The following is a 21122-nucleotide window of genomic DNA, read 5'->3' on the forward strand; positions in this document are numbered from 1 at the left end:
CGCCAAATTCGGCTTATCTTCCAGCGAGCCAAGGAAAAGTCGGACGAAGGTGTGCCGGTTATCGTCTTTTTCGATGAAATGGACTCGCTGTTCCGAACCCGTGGCACGGGCGTCAGCTCCGATGTCGAGTCGACGATCGTCCCACAGCTTCTGTCAGAGCTCGACGGTGTAGAGGCCCTGAAGAATGTCATTGTCATCGGTGCTTCGAACCGGGAAGACCTCATCGACCCGGCCATTCTGCGACCAGGTCGATTGGACGTGAAGATCAAGATCAGTCGACCCGATGAAGTCGCGGCCAGACAGATCTTTAAGATCTATCTCACCGACGATCTTCCGTACGACGAGGATGAACTAGCGGCATCTGGCGGTGATCCTGGCTGCTATGTCGACGGCATCATTGATTCGGCAGTGGATCAGATGTACTCGACACAAGACGCCAACAGATTCCTTGAAGTGACCTATGCCAACGGAGACCGTGAGGTTCTGTACTTCAAAGATTTTTCGAGCGGTGCCATGATCGAGAACATTGTCCGGCGAGCCAAGAAAGATGCCATCAAGCGGCAAATCGCCGGCGGTGCTCAGGGCATCCGGCTCGAAGACCTCTCTTCGGCGCTCATCCAGGAGTTCCATGAGCAGGAAGACCTGCCAAATACAACGAATCCCGATGATTGGGCCAAGATCTCTGGCAAGAAGGGCGAACGCATCGTCTATGTCAGGACGTTGCTCAAGGGTGAGACGAAGTCCCGGTCGATCGACGGTATGACGACGGGACAATACCTGTAGCCATGGCCACGGTGATCGGCACCGAAACGGAATTCGGTATAACCATCAGGAACTCGCCTGACTTCAACCCTGCGTTGGCATCAGGTCTGGTCATCAACAGTTATCGCGGGTCTGGCACGCGCGTTCAATGGTCATTCGAAGAGGAGTCTCCCGGTCGCGACCTACGCGGTTTTGGGGTTGACACGTCCGGCGATTACGACTCCGGAGTCGTAAATTTCGTTCTCGGCAACGGCGCCCGGTTGTATGTTGATCACGCTCATCCCGAGTACTCCGGCCCCGAATGCGCCGATCCGCTGTCTGCCGCACTGTATGACAAGGCGGGTGAGTATGTCATGGCCCAGGCGGCGGCCAATGCCGGTCTGCTCGTTCGAACCGGCGAGATCGTGGGTATCTACAAGAACAACTCCGACAGTAAGGGCAACAGTTACGGGGCCCACGAGAACTATCTGGTGAGTCGCCAGATACCGTTTGGTCAGATCGTCGATTACCTCACGGGTTTCCTGGTGTCACGCCAACCCTTGACCGGAGCGGGCAAGCTCGGTTCGGAGAATGATCGACCTGAGGTTACGTATCAGATTACCCAGCGGGCTGACTTCTTCGAAGAGAGGGTGGGCCTCGAAACGACCCTCAAACGGCCCATCATCAACACAAGGGACGAACCGCACGGAGATGCCGAGAAGTATCGGCGCCTCCACGTCATCATCGGTGACGCGACCCTGTCAGAAGTTCAAACCTTCGTGAAGCTCGGCTCGACCGCACTGTTTTTGGCGGCCCTTGAGGATGGATTCCTGCCCGAAGCGCTCGAGTTGGAAGACCCGGTTGGGGCTTGCTGGAACGTCAGCCATGACCTTGAGATGACGAAGAGCTACCGGCTCGTCGACGGATCTTCCATGACCGCCTTGGACATGCAGAACCGCTATTTCGACTGGTTGGCCAAATACGCCGAACAGGCCACCGATAGTCCCGTCACCACTCAACTGCTTGTCGAATGGCGGTCGCTGCTCGATGACCTCGAGACAGACCCGGCCAAGACGGCAGATCGGCTCGACTGGGTCGCGAAAAAGGCTCTCATGGAAGGCTACGTCGGTCGGGGAGCAGCCTGGGATGATCCTCGTTTGGCATTGATCAACCTTCAGTATCACGATGTTGATCCGGACAAGAGCTTGTTCCGGCGCCTACAGAACCGGGGCACCATCAGACGGCTCTTCACAGACAATCAGGTCATGGAGGCTGCTTCCGAGCCGCCATCCGAAACGCGGGCCTACTTTCGAGGCAAGTGCGTTACCAAATATGGCGAGAAGGTCGTCGCAGCCAACTGGGATTCGCTGGTGTTTGACTCGGCTGAAGCCAACCTCAAACGTGTGCCTATGATGGAACCGCTGCGAGGAACAAAGGCGCTGGTTGGTAGTCTCATTGACGAATCCGACAGCGTCCAGGAACTCATTCAGGGTCTAGGAGGACATTGAGATGTCAGAACAAGAACAGCAAAGGCCCCGTCGCTCGTCTGATGAGGCGATCGAGGCCAAGGTCGCTGAGATCGAGTCTTCGGCCAGGGAATCTGTCGAGATCACTGATGACCTGCTTGACGAAATAGACTCCGTACTTGAGGAAAACGCCGAAGAAATGGTCAAGAACTATGTTCAGAAGGGCGGGGAATGACCCAACCCAGAGCACTGGCTGGAGGCGTAACGGAGCCGCCGGCCGGGTTCGCTGAGGTACTGCTGGCGGCTGGTCTTGCCCCGACCTGGGATGTCCTTCTCGGTGACGCCTCCAAGCTGTCGCTGGCCGACGCCACCACGGTTCTGGTGGTTCGCTATGCCGACGGTGTGTACATGGTTGGAGATCGTCAGGCGACCGAGGGCTACAGCGTTGCCCATCGTCGCATGAAGAAGGTTTTTCCGTCAGACGACTTTTCGGCAGTGGCGATCTCTGGCACTGCGGGCCTGGCGATCGAGCTCGTACGCCTCTTCCAAACGGAGCTTGAGCACTACGAGAAGCTCGAAGGCACGAGATTGAGCCTGGAAGGCCGGGCTAACTTTCTCGCCCGGCTCGTGCGCCAGCAGTTACCGATGGCCTTTCAGGGATTGGTGGTGGTGCCGTTGTTCTGCGGATTCGACCACACCACCGGCTCGGGTCGGCTATTTACCTTTGACGTGGTCGGAGGTCGATATGAAGAGGATGACTTCGGGGCTAGCGGATCAGGGGCCAAAGAGGCTCGCTCATATTTGCGCTCCCATTTCGACCCGACGATGGGCGCGGAGGAAGGCCTTTCGGTGGCCATCAAATCCCTGGTAGCGGCGGCCGAGCAGGACGTGGCCACGAGTGGGCCGGATGTCCGGCGGGGTATCTATCCCAATGTCATTCGCATCGACGTTGATGGTCTCGTCGAACTATCAGACGAAGTCATCGCCCCGGTTGCCGAGGCGGCTCTGGAGGTAGTCCGATGACGATGCCGTTTTATGTTCCGCCGGAGCAACTGGTCAAGGATCGAGCCGACTTTGCTCGCAAAGGCATTGCGAGGGGCCGTTCGATCGCGGCCCTTGAATACGACACGGGCATATTGCTTCTGGCTGAGAATCCTTCTGGGACGTTGCACAAGATCTCCGAGATCTACGACCGAATCGCTTTTGCAGGCGTGGGAAAATTCAATGAATTCGAACTATTGCGGGTGGCCGGGATTCGCCACGCCGACGTCAAGGGCTACATGTACTCGCGCGCTGACGTCTCCGCCAAGAGCCTGGTCAACGCCTTTGCCCAGACACTTGGCAATATCTTTACCCACGAGGTCAAACCGTTCGAGGTCGAGCTACTCGTCGCCGAGCTCGGTGTAGGTGACGAACCCAACCGGATGTATCGGGTGCTGTACGACGGCACCCTCTACGACCAAACCGGATTTGCGGCCATCGGCGGTAATTCAGACGAGCTGTCCGAGCGTCTATCGGCCGCCTATCGGCCAGGGTTGACCCTTACCAAAGCGATCAAGGTGGCGGCGGGCGCATTTGAAGGTGAAGTCGAAGGCTGGGAAGGTGCCGTACTCGAACGCAATGGGCATCGGCGGACCTTTCGAAAACTCACATCCGAAGAAATCGAAGCCTTCATCGCCCAGAAGTAGCTCAGCGGGGCGTGTCGATCTGGGGCGCCGGCCAACGAGATTCTATCCATACAATGGGTACTCCGGGCACTAGGGTGACCGGGTGGAACGCCGGATCTTTGGCATAGAAAACGAATACGGGGTCACCTGCGTCTTGCGCGGTCAACGTCGTCTGAGTCCTGACGAGGTTGCCCGTTACCTGTTCAGACGGGTGGTCAGCTGGGGACGCTCATCCAATGTGTTCCTGGAGAATGGTGCCCGATTGTATCTGGACGTCGGCAGCCACCCCGAATACGCCACCCCTGAGTGTGACTCCCTCCTGTCCGTCGTCGCCCAAGACAAGGCCGGCGAACGCATTCTTGAAGGTTTGGTCGAGTCGGCCGAAGATCGGTTGGCCGAAGAGGGGATTCGCGGCGAGATCTACCTTTTCAAGAACAATACGGATTCGGCGGGCAACTCGTACGGGTGCCACGAAAACTATCTCGTGTCACGCCACGGAGAGTTCCAGAAGATGGTCGACACGCTCATACCCTTTTTCGTGACGAGGCAGATCTTTTCCGGCGCCGGCAAGCTGCTTCAAACTGCCAAGGGACCGGTGTATTCCATGGCCCAGCGAGCCGAACACATCTGGGAAGGGGTCTCGTCGGCAACCACCCGTAGCCGGCCAATCATCAATACGCGCGACGAACCGCACGCTGACGCAGAGAAATATCGTCGGCTCCACGTCATCGCCGGTGACTCAAACATGTCCGAGTACGTGAACTACGTGAAGATCGGTACAACCGCGGCGCTGTTGCAGATGATTGAGGACAACGTCGTGTTTCGAGACGTCTCCCTTGAAAATCCCATCCGGTCGATCCGAGAGATCAGTCATGACATCACTTGCCGTCGACGGGTGCGGCTCCGAAATGGCCGTGAGCTGTCCGCCCTCGACATCCAGTGGGAGTATCTCGATCGAACCCTGCGGTATGCGCGCACCACCGGTTTCCCCCCCGAAGTACAGAAGGCCGTCGAAATGTGGGAGTACCTGCTCACGAGCATTGAAAAGGACCCGTTGAGCCTGAGCAGGGAAGTCGACTGGGTCACCAAATATCACTTGATCGAGAAGTATCAGGCGAAATGGGATCTCAATCGTTCGGATCCCAAACTGGCACTGCTCGACCTCAGTTATCACGACGTGAACCGGCAACGGGGACTGTATTACATCATGCAACGGCGAGGATATGTCGACCGCATCGTGACCGACGCGGCGGTGGCTACCGCCATGGTGAGTCCACCCCAAACCACGAGAGCCCGACTTCGCGGAGAGTTCATCAAGGCGGCGAAAGCCAAAAAGCGGGACTTCACCGTGGATTGGGTTCATTTGAAGCTCAATGATCAGGCGCAACGGACCGTGTTGTGTAAGGACCCTTTCAAATCGGTGGACGAGCGGGTTGAAAAACTCATCGCCGGTCTTTAGAGCTACATTTGGGTCCGCATGAAGAATGTCATTGAACGACTCCTCAACCTGCTGGCCTTTCTTCTGACAGCCGGCCGTCCCGTCACCGCCGAAGACATCCGTGAGACGGTGGCCGGCTATGACCGGCACAACGATGTGGCCTTTCACCGGATGTTCGAGCGTGACAAGGATTTGCTCCGTTCGATGGGCATTCCCCTCACCCTCACATTCACCGACGTGTGGGAGGTCGAGCAAGGCTACGTCGTCCCTCCGCGCGATTACGAGCTACCAGATCCGGGATTGACCGATGAAGAACGGGCGGCGCTCTGGTTGGCCGCTCAGGTGGTCCGATTAGGTGGTCAATCGACCGGTGCCGATGCGATGTTCAAGCTGGGAGGGGCTCCCATGCCGGCAGCTGGTGAACCGCTCGCAGCCGATCTGGGCCTGTCCGCCGACGATCTGGCGATCATCTTTACGGCGGTTGCCGAACATCGGGTCCTTCGATTTGGATACCGCGACAAACCTCGCGAGATCAAGCCGTACGGGCTGATTCATCGGCACGGCCACTGGTATGTGGTCGGCGAAGCCGGTGGCGAGCCGCGCGCCTTCCGGGTGGACCGTGGGGAGGGATTCGCAGCCGGTCAGGAGTCCGAAGTATTCGAGCGGCCCGCCGGCTTCGATATCAAGACTTCTATACCGACCGCCCCCTGGGAAGCGGGTGATGAGGACGTCGTGGCAGTAGTGCGTTTCGATGCCAATGTGGCATGGTGGGCGGATCGCCAACTCCCCGCCGGCGCCACACGGGTTACCGAGGCCGACGGCGGTCTGGTCGCCCACCTACCGGTGGCCAACACAGGTGCCTTCATCGGCTGGATGATCGGGTTCGTGGACGAAGCCGAGATCATCGGCCCTCCCGAGCTCCGGACTCAGCTCGTTGAGCTGGTGCGAGGATGAGCGACAAGACGGTCAAACGATTGACGAGGATTCTCTCGATGCTGCCCTGGGTTATTGCCAATCCGGGCACCACGGTCACCGAGGTACAAACTCGATTCGGGTATACCCGCCGCGAGCTGGTCGCGGACCTGGAGCTGGTGTTCGTGTGCGGTTTGCCAGGTTACGGGCCAGGCGACCTCATGGAGGCCTACATCGAAGACGACGAAGTGATCGTAGATATGGCCGACTACTTCTCGCGACCTCTGCGACTCAACCCTCCCGAGGCCTTGACACTGCTGGCCTCGGGGATGGCACTGACGAGCACCGGCCAGGCCCCGCCGGCCCTTGAGCGAGCCGTGGAGAAGCTGGCGGCTGTGGTTGCTCCCGCCGTTGATGACGCGCTATTCGTCGATCTGGCAGGCGCCGAGCCCGCGTTGCTCGACCTGTTCCGGACGGCCGCTCGTGAACATGTCGTCGTTGATCTCACCTATACCGCGCTGGGCTCGGGGGCGACGACTAAGCGCCTGGTTGAACCCTGGACCGTGTTCTCGTCACTGGGTAACTGGTATATGTCCGGTTTTTGTAGGAGCGCCGCCGCCGAGCGAGTTTTTCGCATCGACCGGGTCAGGGAAGCCCAGGCTACCGATGAAACGTTCGATCCTCCGGTCGATGTCCCACCACCGGAGGTCAGGTACACACCCTCTGAGGATGATGTTCGGGCGGTCATCCGGCTGAGTCCGACCGCCAGGTGGGTTGCCGAGTACTACCCGGTCGAAGATTTGTCACCGGACGTTGTTGTGTTCTCAGCTTCAGATCCTGCGGTCGCGGCGCGTTTGCTCCTGCGGCTGGGGAACAGTGCGGAGCTTCTAGAGGGAGACGAAGTGCGACAGCGACTCGATGAGCATCGGAGCCTCATCCTTCGTAGGTACGGCGTCGACGTTACTCTCTAGGGCACGATTTCCCACGGATTTTTCTTCAGTTTGGAGGCTCTCCCGCCGATAACAGATTCAACTGAAACGGTCTGCGGAGAAGAAGCCATGACGACGATCAAATCAACATGTAGCCGATGCGGCGACGTAAAACTTCAGCCCTCAGACCTGGCTCTTGAGCTGGATCCGGCGGAAGACAGTGGCACTTATCGTTTCGCATGCCCGACCTGTCAGCAAGTCCAACGCCGCCCCGCCAACGCCAGGGTTGTCAGCGTGTTGCTTGCCACTGGTGTTCCCTACGAAGTTGTCCGGTCGGATCAAATCACCGAGACCGAGATAGCCCGGTTCGCCGAAGCCCTCGGCAAAGACGTTGATTTCATCAGCTTGATAACGTCCACGACCTAGCCGGTCTTCTTTCCCCAGGCCCGTCATTGACGCCCCGTTTTGTGGGGCGTCAATGTTTTTTGGTGAGAAGCATTCATGTACGTAAGACCATCTACCATGATGTCCGATGCCTGATATCAACTTTGGTGAGTGGATAATAATTGCCGTGATCGCGCTGGTGGTGGTTGGCCCACGAAACTTGCCCGACCTGGCCCACAAAATCGGTGGCTGGATGCGCGAAGCCCGGGCCATGGCTACCGATTTTCGAGTTGGACTGGAACGTGAAATCTCGGAGTTGGGGGACGTTCAGTCCGATCTCAAGGGGCTTGCCTCCGAAATATCCAACCCACTCAAGGAGATCAGAGATGAACTCGGGTCCGTGTCGGGCGAACTGAAGCCACTTGATTGGACAGGGCCGGTTACCGACCACGGTCCGACGGCAGCCGATGCTGCCGAAGATTTCAAGAAGATCCATGGTATCACCGACGGGGCGCCGACTGATGCCGAGCCGGAGATATCACCCAAGCGCTCCGCAAAGAACGAAGCGGACCTTCGGGACCAGGACGGATTAGGGCCGTCCGTAGCGGCCGAACCTGGTCGGACTGAATCTGATGGGACCGAACCGGATCCGGGCGACGAGGCATGACCTCCGAAGAGAAGCGTATGTCCATGCTCGGCCATCTTGACGAGCTCCGATCGCGTCTCGTCAAGGGGTCGGTAGCTCTGCTGATCGGGGCAATCGTCGCATGGACGTGGCGGAACCAGCTGCTTGATTTGCTGAGGGATCCGTTCCTCGAAGCGTTTCCCGCCGAGACGCTCCAGACGATCACCCCCACCGAGCAGTTCGGCTCGGCGATGCGGTTGGCGGGATTCGGGGGCTTCCTACTGGCGAGCCCGGTAGTTATGTGGCAGGTGTGGGGGTTTGTGTCACCGGGCCTCACCTCCAAAGAACGCCGCTGGGCGGTCCCGATCGTTTCGGCACTGGTCACCTTGTTCCTGGCTGGAGTTGGTTTCGCCTATCTCATCCTTCCCCGGAGCCTGTTGTTTCTGAACGGTGTACTCAACACCGACTTGTCGCTGACTGTCAGTGAGTATCTGTCCTTTGTGGTCCGGTTCCTGCTCGTTTTTGGTCTGGCGTTCGAATACCCGGTCTTCCTGTTCGCGGCGGGCGCGGTCGGACTCGTTACATCTGCCCAGCTCAGCCACGTTCGTAGATGGGCCGTGTTGGCTATCAGCGTCGTCGCGGCGGGCGCCACACCGACCGGTGATCCGTTCACGATGCTTCTGCTCGCAGTGCCGTTGTATCTCATGTATGAGATCACGTTGCTGCTGATCAAACATATCCTCAGAAAGTGACCTGGGGGGACGAGTTTTTTCAGCAGTTGGGCTTCGTCGCCGACCCATTCCAGCGCGAAGCAATCGGGGCGATTGAGACTGGAGAGTCGGTCGTCGTTACCGCACCAACCGGTGCCGGTAAGACCCTGGTCGCCGACGGTGCGATCTTTCTGGCACTCAAGCGCGGCCAGCGATCGTTCTACACGACTCCCATCAAGGCGCTGTCCAACCAGAAGTTTGCCGACCTTTCGAAGGAACACGGGGAGCACCGGGTCGGCCTTCTGACCGGTGACAATTCAATCAACGGTGATGCCGATATCGTCGTCATGACCACTGAGGTGTTTCGAAACATGATCTACGGGGGCGATGATCGACTCTCAGAGGTGGGCGTCGTCATCCTCGATGAGGTTCACTATCTCGCCGATATATCGAGGGGATCGGTCTGGGAAGAAGTGATCATTCACGGTCCCGATCACATTCAGTTTGTGTGTCTGTCTGCCACCGTGGCCAATCCAGAGGAATTCACAGACTGGATCAGGGCCCGAAGGGGACCCACTCGATTGGTGGTCGAAACCAACCGACCGGTCCCTCTGGAGCCGATGTACATGATCACCGACCTGTGGTCCAAGCCACCGGTGCAGATGTTCGATCTTTTCGTAAAGGACCGACCGAATCCACGCATCCAACATTTGCTGGCAGCCAAAACTGGAAAGAGACGCCGCTTCGCAACTCCGCGTCGGGTCGAGGTGGTTGAAGAACTTGCTCGTCGTTCGATGCTTCCGACGATCATGTTCATTTTCTCCCGCGCCGGGTGCGAGGCAGCAGCTCACATGATTGCCGGTTCGGCATTGGACCTGACAGCGTCGGATGAACGGCTGAGGATTCGCCAGATTGCCCTGGAGGCAACCGATCATCTCGAACCCGAGGACTTGGACACCCTTGGATTCGGTCGGTGGTTGGCCGACCTTGAACGGGGGGTGGGTGCTCACCATGCCGGCCTGGTTCCTGCCTTCAAGGAGACCGTTGAACGGTTGTTCGAGGGCGGCCTGCTCAAGGTGGTGTGTGCCACGGAAACGCTTGCGCTCGGCATCAACATGCCGGCACGAAGCGTGGTCATCGAATCGATCACCAAGTACAACGGAGAGTCTCATGAAATGCTCACTGCCTCCGACTACACCCAGCTCACCGGGCGAGCGGGCCGCCGGGGCATAGACGAGGTTGGCTACGGTATCTCGCTGTATTCCCGGTTCGTGCGCTTCGAACGAATGGCCGAGATTGTCGGTCGGGGCGCCACCCGGCTCGTTTCGAGCTTTCGACCGACGTACAACATGGCGGTCAATCTTGTTGCCAATTACGACCAATCCAATGCCGAACTCCTGCTGGAGGCCTCCTTCGCCCAGTTCCAACTCCACGGGCAGGTGGCGGAAAACGAAGAACGACTCATTACCTTGCGGCGCGACGTGGAGCAGGCCCGATTTCTGGCTGCCTGCGACAAGGGCGATGTGTGGAGCTACCTCGAAGCGCTGGACTCTCATGTTCCAGCCATGACCGAGGCTATGCGAGCCGGGGATGTGTTCGAGGTGCGGCGGGGCGGCCGCCAGGGTCGCTACCTGCTGTTGTCGGCGGGTGATGGCAAGGGGGAGTCGGTCGTGGCATTGTCGTCAGGTGGCAAGGTCCGAAATATGACTGGCTCCGAACTGGCAGGGGCGATCTTGCTTGGCCAATTGGATTTCACCGGACCATTCCGACCGTCGGATCGAAAATTCCAGCAACAGGCCACCCAGCGACTCCGGTCGTTTCAGTCCTCAGCCCGGCGAACTCTTGCTGCGGACGTCGATCACCCGGTGGCGGAGTGTGAAGACGCCGATGATCACGTCAGCGAAGCGCGTAGAGCCCTCAAGTTGCAGCGCAAGATCGACAAAGCGGGCGGCGCCGATCGTCGTTCATTGGTCCACGAGTTTCGATCAATCCTCTCAGTGCTTGGCGAGTTGGGATATGTTACTGACTGGAACCTGACCGCTGACGGTGAGCGGCTGAGAACCATCTATGGATCACGGGATCTGCTCGTGGCAGAGTCGATCCGAACCGGGCTTCTGGATGGTTTGAGCTCTGCTGATTTGGCCGCGGCCGCCTCGGCCTTCATGTACGAACCGCGTGCCACCGACGAGGCCGTGCCAGTTCCTCTGGCACTAGACGAGTTCGCAGCCAATCTCTCCCGACTGGCCGAACACTTGACGTTTATCGAGGAGACATTTGGTGTGAGGCTGAGTCCGCCGCCGGAATTCGGATTCCTGGAAGCCGCCTACCACTGGGCACAAGGGTTGGAACTCGACGAGATCCTCGACGGGCTGACGATGGCGCCGGGAGACTTCGTCCGGCAGGTTCGCCAACTTATCGATCAGCTGCGCCAGATACGAGATGGCGCTCCGCACCTGGCCAGAGTCGTGAATGAGGCGCTGTCCAAACTCGATCGGGGAGTCGTGGCTGCCCAGGGAGTGTCGTGACAGACCAGTGGACCGTTTTGGTGAATCCTCGTTCAGGCCGCAAGGGCGACCTGAACGACCGGGTTCATCTCGCCATCACCCACCTTGATCTCGACGCGACCGTCGAAGCACCGATCGGCGAAGCCGAAATGCGAGCGTCGGTGCGGACCTCCATTGCGGCCGGTCGCCGCCATATTGCCGTCGTTGGCGGTGACGGAACCATAAGCCTCGTGGTCGACGAGTTGATGAAGCTTGATCTGCCAATCGCGCCGGTCCTTGCCGTTTTGCCGGCCGGCACGGGGTCTGACTTTGCCCGACCGTTCGCCATTGCCCAGAGTATCGAGGGAGCCGTCCACCACCTGGTCGGTCAAAACGACTACCCGATCGACGTCGGGTTCGTGAAGGGGGAGTGGGGCACAAGAGCCTACGTCAACGTTGCCCAGGCCGGGTTGCTGGCGGCGAGTGTCGAGGCAGCCGCCAAACTGCCAAAGTCGATGGGACGGCTCAAGTATCAGGTGGCCTTTTGGGCAACCCTGCCGAGGTTCACTTCGACTCATATCGAACTCGTTACCGATCGCCGGACGTATGATGGTGAAGCGTTGCTGGCTCTGTTCGCCAACGGTCAGTTCTTTGGTGGCGGGTTCAACGTGGCACCAAAAGCCGCCCTGATGGACGGGATCCTCGACGCCCAGGTTATTCACGCCAAGCGGTGGGAGGCACTTCAGCTGTTCCCGCAGGTCAAGCGGGGCCTGCACCTTGGCCACCCGAAGGTCACACGGATTCGGACCGGGACGTTCTCGCTGAAGACGGCCGTTCCCTGGCCGTTTGAGGTCGATGGTGACGTGATAGGTCGGACGCCGGTGACCGGATGGGTCGAGCAGAACAGGCTCTTCTTGCGGCTCTAGGGAATAGGATCGCCCGCAGCGGAATTGTTTCATTGATCATGTGGGTATACTCCCGCCCCCGAATCAACCTCACGGAGCTTTAGAACATGTCTGACCAAACCCTCGACGACGGTCTCGATGAAGACATCGAACCGGATCCCGACGATGCCGACCTCGACGACGACGACCTCGACGATGCCGATATTGACGATGACCTCGACGACGTCGTGCTCCTTGAAGTCGATGATGACGATGACGACGTCATCCCCGAAGTTGGCGATGACCTGCTCACGAAGATAGTGATCGACGACGATGACGATGACGATGACGATGACGACGGAGCAGAAGAGACCGAGGCCCTTGAGGAACTCGAAGCTGAAGAACTGGAACTCCTCGAAGAGGAGGTAGCGGCCGAACTGGCCGTCGACGAAGTCGAGGAGCTTCGCAATATTCGACGTGAGGAATTGTCGCTCAACGTCGAGGGAGCCCAGGAGAGGCGGGCGGACGAGTTTCAGTGCTCGGTATGCTTCATGGTGAAGCGCACCTCGCAGTTGGCTTCGAAACGCAAGTTGGTGTGCAACGACTGCGCCAGCTGAATCTGTCGTAGTCGTTGTTCCCACCTACAACGAGGCGGAGAACCTCGGGGCGATGATCGCGGCTATCCGTAGTCATGGGTTCCGGGTGCTGATCGCCGACGACAACTCCCCTGACGGAACCGGTGAGATTGCCGATCGCCTGGCTGATGGTGCCGTGCAGGTCCTTCATCGACCTGGCAAACAAGGACTCGGTCGGGCCTACGCCGACGCCTTTGACCAGTTGGCTCGCGATGAGACCGTCTCGATCATTTGTCAGATCGATGCCGACTTCTCCCATGATCCACATGACCTGCCTCGCCTGGTCGCCGCCATCCGCAATGGGGCCGACCTGGCGATCGGATCCCGGTATGTTCCGGGTGGGGCGACCCCGGATTGGCCGATGCATCGGCGGTGGCTTTCCATTGGCGGGAATCGGTATGCCAACGTCATGCTCGGACTCAAGGTCCACGACTGTACGGCCGGATTCCGGGCGTGGCGGGCTCCCAAGCTCCACGGATTGGGAGTTGGTAGTGCCGAGGCCTCCGGTTACGGTTTTCAGGTTGAGATGACTCGCCGGGCGCGACAAGCCGGACTCACGATTGCCGAGATCCCGATCCTCTTTCGGGATCGACGCTTCGGGACCTCAAAGATGGGCTTGCCAATCGTTGTCGAGGCAATGTGGCTGGTCACCAGGTGGGGTTTGGCAAGAAGATTGAGCGCCGGCAACCAGACCAGGGTCGGCTAGCCTCTCGACGGTGACTGTTTCGGTAACTGCCCGTTTCGCCAGGTTGGATGACGTTCCTCAACTCGGGCGATTGTACGCGGAGTTGGAATCCGAGATGGACGCTCTCCACGCCATGTGGAAGCGCGCCGATGCCTTACCGGACCCGGTGGCTGACGCGTTCGTGTCCCTGATCGAGTCGAACGAGTCCCTCGTGGTGGTCGGTGAGATCGACGGACTCCCATTCGGGTTTTTGATCGCAACGGTCGAGCAACTGGTGGACGGTTCCCTCATCGGCGCGATCCGGTTCATCTTCACTGAACTGCCGGCACGTGAGGTGGGGGTGGCAGAAGCGATGCGAGATCTCGCTTTGGCAGAACTGCGATCCCGTGGTTTGACAAGGTTCGATGCCCATGTATTGCCTGGCCATCGGCTCGTAAAGAATTTCTTCGAGGCCGGGGGCTTTTCAGCCAGGTCCATAGTCATGCATCACGATGACCGGGGCTAAGCGCTACCCGATCCCCGGAGTGGGGGTCGCCTGTGTTGACGGTAACCGAATCCTGCTTGTGCGGAGGTCCCGGGCACCGTATGAGGGCTATTGGGCGGTCCCGGGCGGGAAAGTCCATTTCGGCGAACGAATGCGAGATGCCGCCCGGCGGGAAGTTCGCGAAGAGACCGGGCTGGATGTCGACTTGGGCGCTGTCGTATGGACCGGGGAGGCGATGAGTGGCGAAGACCATTACATACTCATCGATTTTGTCGGCACGGTGGTCGGGGGTGAATTGCGGGCCGGAGATGACGCAGCCGACGCTCGCTGGATCCGCTTTGACGAACTCGACGATTTCACCTTGACACCGACGATGGGTGAACTGATCGACCTGGTCCGGCCATGAGCCTGCCTGTACACGAGCGACCGTTCACGATCGAGCATTTCCATACGGCCGAACTACCCGACACTCCGCAACGCACCTTTCGGATTCCTGGAGAAGGCTGGATCGAAGCCCCGACGTCGCTGTTGTCACTTGGCGCTGAGATCGGCGAGCCGACCGAATATAAGCGTCGGATTGGCAGGTTCTTGCTCTGGAGGGCGGGCCCTCCAGTCGGCGAGGCCTGGTACCTGGCCGTTGGCCGGGACAACCTGGCCGAGCAATATCGCTTCCGGCTATCGGGAAAGACCGGGACCGGGATCGGGGCCGACGGACAAACCCACCACAGGTTCCGTTCGTGGAAAGAGTCGCTCCTGGGGGCCTCAGACGATGCGTGACGCCGTAGAGCTCTTACAGGCATTTATCACCAATGCCTGCGTGAACGACGGCACTCCCGATTCCGGCCAGGAAGTTCGATCCGTGCAGACCCTGGCGGAATTCTTTGGCGAGATCGGGCAAGTGTTCGAACCCCACCCGGGACGCCAGAACGTCTTATACCGAATACCGGGTCAGGACCCCCGAGCCCCGCGGCTCATGTTGATGGGCCATCTCGACGTGGTACCGGTTTCAGCCGACGGGTGGACGCACAACCCTTTTGGCGGTGATATCGATGACGGATTTGTCTGGGGCCGGGGAGCAGTCGACATGCTTAACCTCACCGCCGCCATGGCCGCCGTTTTTCGCGACCGCATGGACGGACCACCCCCGCAAGGCGATCTTCTATTTCTCGCAGTAGCCGATGAAGAAAACGGCGGTACCTACGGCGCCGATTACCTTGTCGAGGAGCACTGGGAAACGGTTAGAGCCGAGTTCATGCTCACCGAAATTGCGTATCCGGCGATAGACGGTGAAGGCGGTCCCATTCCGACGATCAATGTGGGGGAGAAAGGGCCGTTCTGGCACCAGCTACGAGCGTCGGGTACCCCTGGACACGGCAGTCAACCCTATGGCGCAGATAACGCGTTGATCCCGTTGGCCAGGGCGGTGGTGGCGGTGGCAGATTCGGCGACCCCGGTCTCGATTTCCGATGATTGGCGACACTTCGTCGCTACCCTCGGTTTGCCGTCACGGCAGAAGGAGGCTCTGGTTGATCCTGATCAGATCGACGAAATGATCGATGAGCTCGCCGTGACCGATCCATATTTCGCAAGGTACGTGCACGCCTGCACCCATTTGACGATGACGCCAACCGTGCTCAATGCTGGAGCGAAGGCCAACGTCATCCCCGACGAGGCTGTCGCATCGGTTGATGCACGATTGTTGCCAGGGCAGGATGAGGATACGGTCCGCAGTCATCTCGCCAAGATTCTCGGGGGCGATGCCGAGGCCATCGACGTCGAACTGGTCAGAACTTCTCCGGCCAACTCATCGAAGCCGGAAGGTCGCCTTTGGGAGTCGCTACTCGATGCCTACGAGCTGACCCTCGGTGAACGTAAAGCAGCCCCGACTCTGACGCCCGCTTCGACTGATGCACGTTTCTGGAGAGAGCGAGGCGCGGCGGCATACGGCGCGGGCCTGTTTTGTGACCGTGTGTCGTTTCCTGAATTCCTGACCATGTTTCACGGACACGACGAACGAGTTTCGGTTGATTCGATGCACCTCACGGTCAAGTTCCTCACCGACGTGTTGGCGGCGTTCGAGCACCGGACCCGATGAGCGCCCTCGTCGTCGACCTCGATGGCGTGGTTTATCTGGGAGATGAGCCTATTCCGGGGGCCCGACAGGCGCTCGAGAGGTGCGAACGATCCGGCCATGAGATCTGGTTTGCCACCAATTCGTCGCTTCGCACTCCTGAGGAGGCGGCCGACAAGATTCGGCGGATCACCGGGTATGAAGCACAACCTCAACAAGTGGTCACGTCGGCCATGGCCGCGGCGCGGTTGGCTGGCACGCTCGGCGTAACCAAGGCGTTGGTGGTCGGTGGAAGTGGTGTTCGGTATGCGGTCACCACTGAGGGGATCGAGATCGTCAGCGATCCCTGGAGCGCTGATGTTGTCGTGGTTGGGCTCGATCTCGATCTCCACTATGACACCGTGCGTGACGCCACCCTGGCCATTCGAAACGGTGCCCGGTTCATTGCGACCAATCTGGACCCCTCCTATCCCATGCCGGACGGCCAATGGCCCGGAGCCGGTGCCATCGTCGAGCTCGTCAGAGTGGCCTCGGGGGTTGACCCAATAGCGACCGGCAAACCAGATGTGGCGATGATCGATCTCATCGCTGAGCGGATCGGGTCGCACACCGATATCTGGATGATCGGCGATCGTCCGAGTACTGACCTGGCGATGGCCAAGACAGCCGGTTGGCGCAGCGTGCTTGTCCTCACCGGTGTGGTCGATTCTGCGGCAGACGTCCCTGCCAGGTGGACTCCCGACCTGGTCATCGACTCGATTGCCGACCTACCGGACGAATTGGAACGCCTGATTGGCCAGTCTGTTGATGAGCCCGCGCCGCATCACTAACGCGACAACCAGCCCGAATACGAACCCGGCGACGTGAGCTTCCCAGGCCACGTCAGGGGATGATCCGGCAATCCAGAACTGGCTACCGAACCACATGCTCAGGAAGACCCAGGCCGGAACCGACAGAGGTACCAGAACCGCCCAGGTGGTAATGCGGGCCCTGGGGAACAGGACGATGTAGGCACCCATGACTGCGGCAATGGCGCCGGAAGCACCAACGACCGGGATGGTCGAGCCCGGATTGATCGCAATGTGAGCCAGTCCCGCCACCACGCCTCCGGCTAGGTACAAGACGACGTAGCGGAGGCGGCCGAAGGCGTCTTCGACGTTGTTTCCGAATATCCACAGTGACCACATGTTGCCAAGGAGGTGGGCAAACCCACCGTGGAGAAAGATCGAAGAGATCAGGCTGAGGAGGATTGCCTTGTCGTCGAAAAGTCCCGGTTCTTGGTAGGTATCGCAGACTCCAGTGGTGAGTTCGTGAAGCGACACCGGACCACCACCCGAGAACTCGCAGGGGATGGTGGCGTACTCGAAGAATGCCGAATCTCCCAGTGGCAACTGGACGAAATAGTAGATGGCGACCGCCGTGAGAATGAGAGCCACGGTGATCGCCGGGAACCGGATTCCGGGGTTCTGGTCGCGGAGGGGGATCAATGCAACTTCCTGTCACAGTTGTCAGCGATAATGGCATCCATGGATACACAAGAACCTTTGAGTGAGACGGTCGACGATACACAACTCGATCTGCCGGCGGACGATCTTTCCGACCCTTCGTCAATACCCGGATCAGAGATCGAAGCTGATGCGTCAATTGAATTGGCGATCGAGGTACTCGCTGGGATGGACGCTGCGGAAGCTCCGGAGTTGGCCGATCAGGTGGCGGCCCGGTTGCGGGCTCAGTTGTCTGATCGGTGACCTGGCGCCGCCTTGATATCGTCATGGTCGAGTTAGGGATCGTCACCACGCGCTCGCAGGCCGCGCGTCTGATCGAAGATGGTCACGTCACAGTCGACGGATTGTTGGCAGACAAGGCCGCCCGCAAGATCCCGACCGGGGTCGATATCGCCGTTCGAGATGCCGATCTGGTTGGTCGGGGCGGGGCCAAACTGCGAGGAGCGCTGGACGCCTTTGGCATTTTGGTCGCCGGTAAGCGATGCATAGACATCGGAGCATCGACCGGCGGGTTCACCCAGCAGCTCCTGGCTGGCGGAGCCGCCGAGGTTGTCGCGATTGACGTGGGTCACGACCAGTTGGATCAACGGCTGGTGGCAGATACCCGGGTAGAGAATCATGAGGGAATCAACGCCCGCTATCTGGAAGTCGGTGATTTCGGTGAACGTTTTACCGTGGTAGTTGCCGATCTGTCCTTTATTAGCCTCACGCTGGTTGCTCAAGGAATCACGAACGTCGCTTCGGACGATGCCGATCTGGTGCTGCTCGTTAAGCCGCAGTTCGAGGTCGGCAAGGACCATGTTGGCCGAACCGGTCTGGTCACCGACCCCGAGTTGCACCAGCGGGCGATTGAAGCGGTGGTAGCCGAATTCACGATGCTCGGCTGGCACCTTCATCAGGCGGTAGAGTCGCCAGTGGTTGGCGGCGACGGCAATCAAGAGTTCTTTGTCTGGATGAGGAAGAAGTCATGAGAATTGGTGTCGTTATGCGCTCAAACAGCGAACGCGCCTCGGAGACCGTCGACGCCCTGTCCCGAATGGCCGCCCGAAAAGGACTGTCGGTGGGCGCAGTCCCTGAACACGGTTCGGGCGAACTCCTCGAACCACGGGAGATGGCCGACTGTGACGTCGTCATTGCGGTTGGTGGAGATGGAACCGTGCTCGAAGCAATACGGTACGGGGTGCCAAACGACCTTCCCGTTCTTGGTGTGAACACCGGGCGGGTCGGCTTCCTGGCCGAGGCCGAGACAGATGACCTCTCCGCCGTCATCGATATGATCGCCGACCGTTCGTGGTCTGAAACCTCGCGGATGACGCTTTCGGCGACCATCGGCGGCAAGCAATCCGGGGTTGGCCTCAACGATATCGTCGTGGAGAAGATCAAAAGTCAGCAACTGGTTTCGCTTGAATTGCACATCGACGACGAGCGCTTCTTGACCTATCGGGCCGACGGTCTGGTGTTCGCAACGCCCACGGGTTCAACCGCATACAACCTCTCTGCGGGTGGACCGATCGTTGATCCTCTTATCGACACGATCATCGTCACCCCCGTTGCGCCCTATTCGCTGTTCTCAAGAACCCTGTGTTTGCCTCCCACCGCACGAATTGTCTGCACCGTGACGCTTGATCGACCGGCCGGTGTGTCGGCCGACGGCGTTCACATCGGGACACTCGCCCCCGACGAGTCTGTGGTGGTCGAACGGGGCTCGCAGCGGGCCCGGTTCATCAGTCTTGGCAAGCGGTCATATCTCCAGACCGTCAAGTCCAAACTGAAGCTGTATGAAGGTCTGGATGGAGCGAGTTTCTGAATGATTGAAGAGCTGGCCGTCACAAATCTTGGCGTCATCGAGAACGCCCGCATCGAACCTGGTCCCGGCCTGGTGGTCATCACGGGAGAAACCGGTACCGGGAAGACATTGTTGGCCGGAGCAGTGGGTCTCCTCATTGGTGATCCGACCCGGGCCGGTCTGATCGGTCCGTACTCCGACGAGGCCAAGGTCGAAGGACGTTTTCTGGTTGGTGGGGAAGAGTTGGTGGTTTCCCGACGGTTGGTCGAGGGTCGGAGCCGTGCCTATACGAACGGTGAGATGGTGCCACTCAAAGTCCTGGCCGACCAAGGTATGGACCTGGTCGAGATGGTCGCTCAGCATGATCATCTGGCGATCGGTAAAGAGGCCTCGGTCCTGGCACTGGTTGACCGACTCCTCGATGCCGCTGGTGTCGAGCGGCTAGCCCAGTACCAGAGAGCCTGGCAGGAGCTTGTCGACGTTCGTTCGAGCGCCCTCCAGGGTGACATTCGAAGTATTGAGCGCGCCAGGGACCTGGCCGCATACGAAGCCGGGGAGATCGAAGCGTCGGGGTTTCGCCTTGGGGAAGATGACGAGCTCCACAAGGATCTGGCCCGGCGGCGGAACTCGGTCGAGCTCACCGAGCACCTATCTGCCGCCCACCGTGCCTTCGATCGGGGAGCCGAGGAGGTCGCGACGGCGGTAGAGGCTCTGCGTCGAGTCGGACGACTCGACGATGAACTAGCCATTATGGGAGATCGCACGGATGGAGTCGCGGCCGAGGTCGCTGATCTCATTCTGACTATCCGTCAGGCGATGGAATCGGTCGATCATGATCCCGAACGGCTGGAGGCTCAGGAGGCGCGGATGGCGCTGCTTGGGGACCTCCGGCGCAAGTATGGCGATTCGTTGGACGAAATCCTCGCATACGGGGTGGCTGCCCAGGCCCGAGCCGCCGATCTGACGGCCAGTCTGGAAGCTGTCGCCACGTTCGCCGTCGATCTGGAGCGAGCCGAGTCTGCGGCCGTGGCGGCGGCCGGGGCCCTTCGGGAAGCACGACAGGCGGCCGCCAGGTACCTGTGCGATACAGCCAAGGGGCATCTGAACGAGCTTGGATTCGCAACTCCGCACTTGTCCGTCACGTTTGAACCTCGCGCTCTGCGGGTGACCGGTGGATCGCACCTGACCCTCCTCTTCGCCTCTGACGATCGGCTAACCCCGGGACCTGTGAACAAGGTGGCCTCAGGTGGTGAACTGTCCAGACTCGTATTGGCTTTGCGACTGGCCGGCGGCGTCGGCCAGGCTCCCGTGGTGGTCTTCGACGAGATCGATGCCGGGGTTGGGGGACGAACCGCGCTGGCGCTCGGGAGGAAACTGGCCGGACTCGCCGCCGACCGGCAAGTATTCGTGGTTACCCACCTGCCGCAAGTGGCCGCGTTTGCCGATACTCACTATGTCGTCGAGCGGACCATGGAACGGGCCGACGTGCGCCTCGTCGAGGGCGACGCCCGTATTGATGAGATCGCCCGAATGCTTGCCGGTCTTGACGATTCGCAGCAAGGTCGGGATCACGCCGCAGAACTCGTCGCCACGGCCCGGCGTCGCTAGTGCTTTGGTATGCCGAATCGGCTGTGGGCCCGGGGACGGAGTCGGATGTGGTGGAACAGTCAGGAGGTGACCGGAAGTGACAGTGAGTTCAACCCAGTTGACGCCCCTC

24 protein-coding genes and 1 pseudogene are annotated in these 21122 nt (G+C 59.7%); 24 read left to right on the plus strand and 1 reads right to left on the minus strand.

What is annotated here, in order from left to right:
* The 20 genes and pseudogenes from JJE47_12665 to JJE47_12760 form a co-directional block, all read left to right on the plus strand.
* A partial coding sequence (locus JJE47_12665; protein ID MBK5268278.1) for an AAA family ATPase occupies window positions 1–783 on the plus strand: 783 nt, incomplete at its 5' end.
* 14 nt (window positions 784–797) lie between these two features.
* Window positions 798–2249 (plus strand): proteasome accessory factor PafA2, encoded by a 1452-nt coding sequence (locus JJE47_12670; GenBank protein ID MBK5268279.1) that lies wholly within the window; start codon window positions 798–800, stop codon window positions 2247–2249.
* 1 nt (window position 2250) lies between these two features.
* Entirely contained in the window at window positions 2251–2442 is a 192-nt protein-coding gene (locus JJE47_12675) for a ubiquitin-like protein Pup (GenBank protein ID MBK5268280.1), read from the plus strand.
* Window positions 2439–3230, plus strand: coding sequence for a proteasome subunit beta (gene prcB, locus JJE47_12680; protein ID MBK5268281.1), 792 nt, complete (start codon window positions 2439–2441; stop codon window positions 3228–3230). The genes JJE47_12675 and prcB overlap by 4 nt, the downstream gene beginning before the upstream one ends.
* Window positions 3227–3895 (plus strand): proteasome subunit alpha, encoded by a 669-nt coding sequence (gene prcA, locus JJE47_12685; GenBank protein ID MBK5268282.1) that lies wholly within the window; start codon window positions 3227–3229, stop codon window positions 3893–3895. Before prcB ends, prcA begins: the two co-directional genes overlap by 4 nt.
* Window positions 3896–3977: 82 nt before the next feature.
* The gene (gene pafA, locus JJE47_12690) at window positions 3978–5333 is read left to right on the plus strand and encodes a Pup--protein ligase (protein MBK5268283.1); all 1356 of its coding nucleotides are present in this window, start codon (window positions 3978–3980) and stop codon (window positions 5331–5333) included.
* Between the two features lie 18 nt (window positions 5334–5351).
* On the plus strand, window positions 5352–6266 hold the full coding sequence (locus tag JJE47_12695; GenBank protein MBK5268284.1) for a WYL domain-containing protein: 915 nt from the start codon (window positions 5352–5354) through the stop codon (window positions 6264–6266).
* Complete coding sequence (locus JJE47_12700) at window positions 6263–7195, plus strand: WYL domain-containing protein (protein MBK5268285.1); 933 nt, start codon at window positions 6263–6265, stop codon at window positions 7193–7195. The genes JJE47_12695 and JJE47_12700 overlap by 4 nt, the downstream gene beginning before the upstream one ends.
* An 87-nt stretch (window positions 7196–7282) precedes the next feature.
* Window positions 7283–7579: a hypothetical protein gene (locus tag JJE47_12705; GenBank protein MBK5268286.1), complete on the plus strand. Its 297-nt coding sequence runs from the start codon at window positions 7283–7285 to the stop codon at window positions 7577–7579.
* 106 nt (window positions 7580–7685) lie between these two features.
* The gene (tatB, locus tag JJE47_12710; GenBank protein ID MBK5268287.1) at window positions 7686–8204 is read left to right on the plus strand and encodes a twin-arginine translocase subunit TatB; all 519 of its coding nucleotides are present in this window, start codon (window positions 7686–7688) and stop codon (window positions 8202–8204) included.
* Entirely contained in the window at window positions 8201–8914 is a 714-nt protein-coding gene (gene tatC / locus JJE47_12715) for a twin-arginine translocase subunit TatC (GenBank protein MBK5268288.1), read from the plus strand. The genes tatB and tatC overlap by 4 nt, the downstream gene beginning before the upstream one ends.
* Entirely contained in the window at window positions 8911–11397 is a 2487-nt protein-coding gene (locus JJE47_12720) for a DEAD/DEAH box helicase (GenBank protein MBK5268289.1), read from the plus strand. Before tatC ends, JJE47_12720 begins: the two co-directional genes overlap by 4 nt.
* Window positions 11394–12281, plus strand: a complete 888-nt coding sequence (locus tag JJE47_12725) for a YegS/Rv2252/BmrU family lipid kinase (GenBank protein MBK5268290.1) — start codon at window positions 11394–11396, stop codon at window positions 12279–12281. Before JJE47_12720 ends, JJE47_12725 begins: the two co-directional genes overlap by 4 nt.
* Before the next feature lie 86 nt (window positions 12282–12367).
* Window positions 12368–12856, plus strand: coding sequence for a DUF4193 family protein (locus tag JJE47_12730; GenBank protein ID MBK5268291.1), 489 nt, complete (start codon window positions 12368–12370; stop codon window positions 12854–12856).
* A gap of 4 nt (window positions 12857–12860) precedes the next feature.
* Window positions 12861–13580, plus strand: a pseudogene (locus tag JJE47_12735) (polyprenol monophosphomannose synthase).
* Window positions 13581–13590: 10 nt separating this feature from the next.
* Window positions 13591–14064: a hypothetical protein gene (locus tag JJE47_12740; GenBank protein MBK5268292.1), complete on the plus strand. Its 474-nt coding sequence runs from the start codon at window positions 13591–13593 to the stop codon at window positions 14062–14064.
* The gene (locus JJE47_12745) at window positions 14051–14449 is read left to right on the plus strand and encodes an NUDIX hydrolase (GenBank protein MBK5268293.1); all 399 of its coding nucleotides are present in this window, start codon (window positions 14051–14053) and stop codon (window positions 14447–14449) included. The genes JJE47_12740 and JJE47_12745 overlap by 14 nt, the downstream gene beginning before the upstream one ends.
* Window positions 14446–14820 (plus strand): hypothetical protein, encoded by a 375-nt coding sequence (locus tag JJE47_12750; protein ID MBK5268294.1) that lies wholly within the window; start codon window positions 14446–14448, stop codon window positions 14818–14820. The genes JJE47_12745 and JJE47_12750 overlap by 4 nt, the downstream gene beginning before the upstream one ends.
* On the plus strand, window positions 14813–16138 hold the full coding sequence (locus JJE47_12755) for a M20/M25/M40 family metallo-hydrolase (GenBank protein ID MBK5268295.1): 1326 nt from the start codon (window positions 14813–14815) through the stop codon (window positions 16136–16138). Before JJE47_12750 ends, JJE47_12755 begins: the two co-directional genes overlap by 8 nt.
* The gene (locus JJE47_12760; protein ID MBK5268296.1) at window positions 16135–16944 is read left to right on the plus strand and encodes an HAD-IIA family hydrolase; all 810 of its coding nucleotides are present in this window, start codon (window positions 16135–16137) and stop codon (window positions 16942–16944) included. Before JJE47_12755 ends, JJE47_12760 begins: the two co-directional genes overlap by 4 nt.
* Here JJE47_12760 and JJE47_12765 read toward each other — a convergent pair.
* The gene (locus JJE47_12765; GenBank protein ID MBK5268297.1) at window positions 16882–17601 is read right to left on the minus strand and encodes a rhomboid family intramembrane serine protease; all 720 of its coding nucleotides are present in this window, start codon (window positions 17599–17601) and stop codon (window positions 16882–16884) included. The two genes, JJE47_12760 and JJE47_12765, sit on opposite strands and share 63 nt — an antisense overlap.
* 39 nt (window positions 17602–17640) lie before the next feature.
* On the opposite strand from JJE47_12765, the gene JJE47_12770 reads away from it, so the two are divergent.
* Genes JJE47_12770 through JJE47_12785 form a run of 4 tightly spaced genes read left to right on the plus strand, consistent with a single transcriptional unit; the run spans window position 17641 to window position 21013 of the window.
* Window positions 17641–17862 carry a hypothetical protein gene (locus JJE47_12770; protein ID MBK5268298.1) on the plus strand — a complete coding sequence of 74 codons (222 nt, stop codon included), beginning with the start codon at window positions 17641–17643 and terminating at the stop codon, window positions 17860–17862.
* Window positions 17859–18590, plus strand: coding sequence for a TlyA family RNA methyltransferase (locus tag JJE47_12775; protein ID MBK5268299.1), 732 nt, complete (start codon window positions 17859–17861; stop codon window positions 18588–18590). The genes JJE47_12770 and JJE47_12775 overlap by 4 nt, the downstream gene beginning before the upstream one ends.
* Window positions 18587–19426 (plus strand): NAD(+)/NADH kinase, encoded by an 840-nt coding sequence (locus JJE47_12780; GenBank protein MBK5268300.1) that lies wholly within the window; start codon window positions 18587–18589, stop codon window positions 19424–19426. The genes JJE47_12775 and JJE47_12780 overlap by 4 nt, the downstream gene beginning before the upstream one ends.
* Window positions 19427–21013, plus strand: coding sequence for a hypothetical protein (locus JJE47_12785; protein MBK5268301.1), 1587 nt, complete (start codon window positions 19427–19429; stop codon window positions 21011–21013). It abuts the gene before it with no gap.
* Window positions 21014–21122 lie beyond the last annotated feature (109 nt).

The organism is Acidimicrobiia bacterium (genome assembly GCA_016650365.1).
Classification (GTDB): domain Bacteria; phylum Actinomycetota; class Acidimicrobiia; order Spongiisociales; family JAENVV01; genus JAENVV01.

Excerpts from the sequence above, each read along its gene's own strand:
- JJE47_12675 (MBK5268280.1), top strand. The coding sequence starts at position 2,251 with ATGTCAGAACAAGAACAGCAAAGGCCCCGTCGCTCGTCTGATGAGGCG.
- prcB (MBK5268281.1), top strand. The coding sequence starts at position 2,439 with ATGACCCAACCCAGAGCACTGGCTGGAGGCGTAACGGAGCCGCCGGCC.
- prcA (MBK5268282.1), top strand. The coding sequence starts at position 3,227 with ATGACGATGCCGTTTTATGTTCCGCCGGAGCAACTGGTCAAGGATCGA.
- JJE47_12695 (MBK5268284.1), top strand. The coding sequence starts at position 5,352 with ATGAAGAATGTCATTGAACGACTCCTCAACCTGCTGGCCTTTCTTCTG.
- JJE47_12700 (MBK5268285.1), top strand. The coding sequence starts at position 6,263 with ATGAGCGACAAGACGGTCAAACGATTGACGAGGATTCTCTCGATGCTG.
- JJE47_12705 (MBK5268286.1), top strand. The coding sequence starts at position 7,283 with ATGACGACGATCAAATCAACATGTAGCCGATGCGGCGACGTAAAACTT.
- tatB (MBK5268287.1), top strand. The coding sequence starts at position 7,686 with ATGCCTGATATCAACTTTGGTGAGTGGATAATAATTGCCGTGATCGCG.
- tatC (MBK5268288.1), top strand. The coding sequence starts at position 8,201 with ATGACCTCCGAAGAGAAGCGTATGTCCATGCTCGGCCATCTTGACGAG.
- JJE47_12730 (MBK5268291.1), top strand. The coding sequence starts at position 12,368 with ATGTCTGACCAAACCCTCGACGACGGTCTCGATGAAGACATCGAACCG.
- JJE47_12745 (MBK5268293.1), top strand. The coding sequence starts at position 14,051 with ATGACCGGGGCTAAGCGCTACCCGATCCCCGGAGTGGGGGTCGCCTGT.
- JJE47_12750 (MBK5268294.1), top strand. The coding sequence starts at position 14,446 with ATGAGCCTGCCTGTACACGAGCGACCGTTCACGATCGAGCATTTCCAT.
- JJE47_12755 (MBK5268295.1), top strand. The coding sequence starts at position 14,813 with ATGCGTGACGCCGTAGAGCTCTTACAGGCATTTATCACCAATGCCTGC.
- JJE47_12760 (MBK5268296.1), top strand. The coding sequence starts at position 16,135 with ATGAGCGCCCTCGTCGTCGACCTCGATGGCGTGGTTTATCTGGGAGAT.
- JJE47_12770 (MBK5268298.1), top strand. The coding sequence starts at position 17,641 with ATGGATACACAAGAACCTTTGAGTGAGACGGTCGACGATACACAACTC.
- JJE47_12780 (MBK5268300.1), top strand. The coding sequence starts at position 18,587 with ATGAGAATTGGTGTCGTTATGCGCTCAAACAGCGAACGCGCCTCGGAG.
- JJE47_12785 (MBK5268301.1), top strand. The coding sequence starts at position 19,427 with ATGATTGAAGAGCTGGCCGTCACAAATCTTGGCGTCATCGAGAACGCC.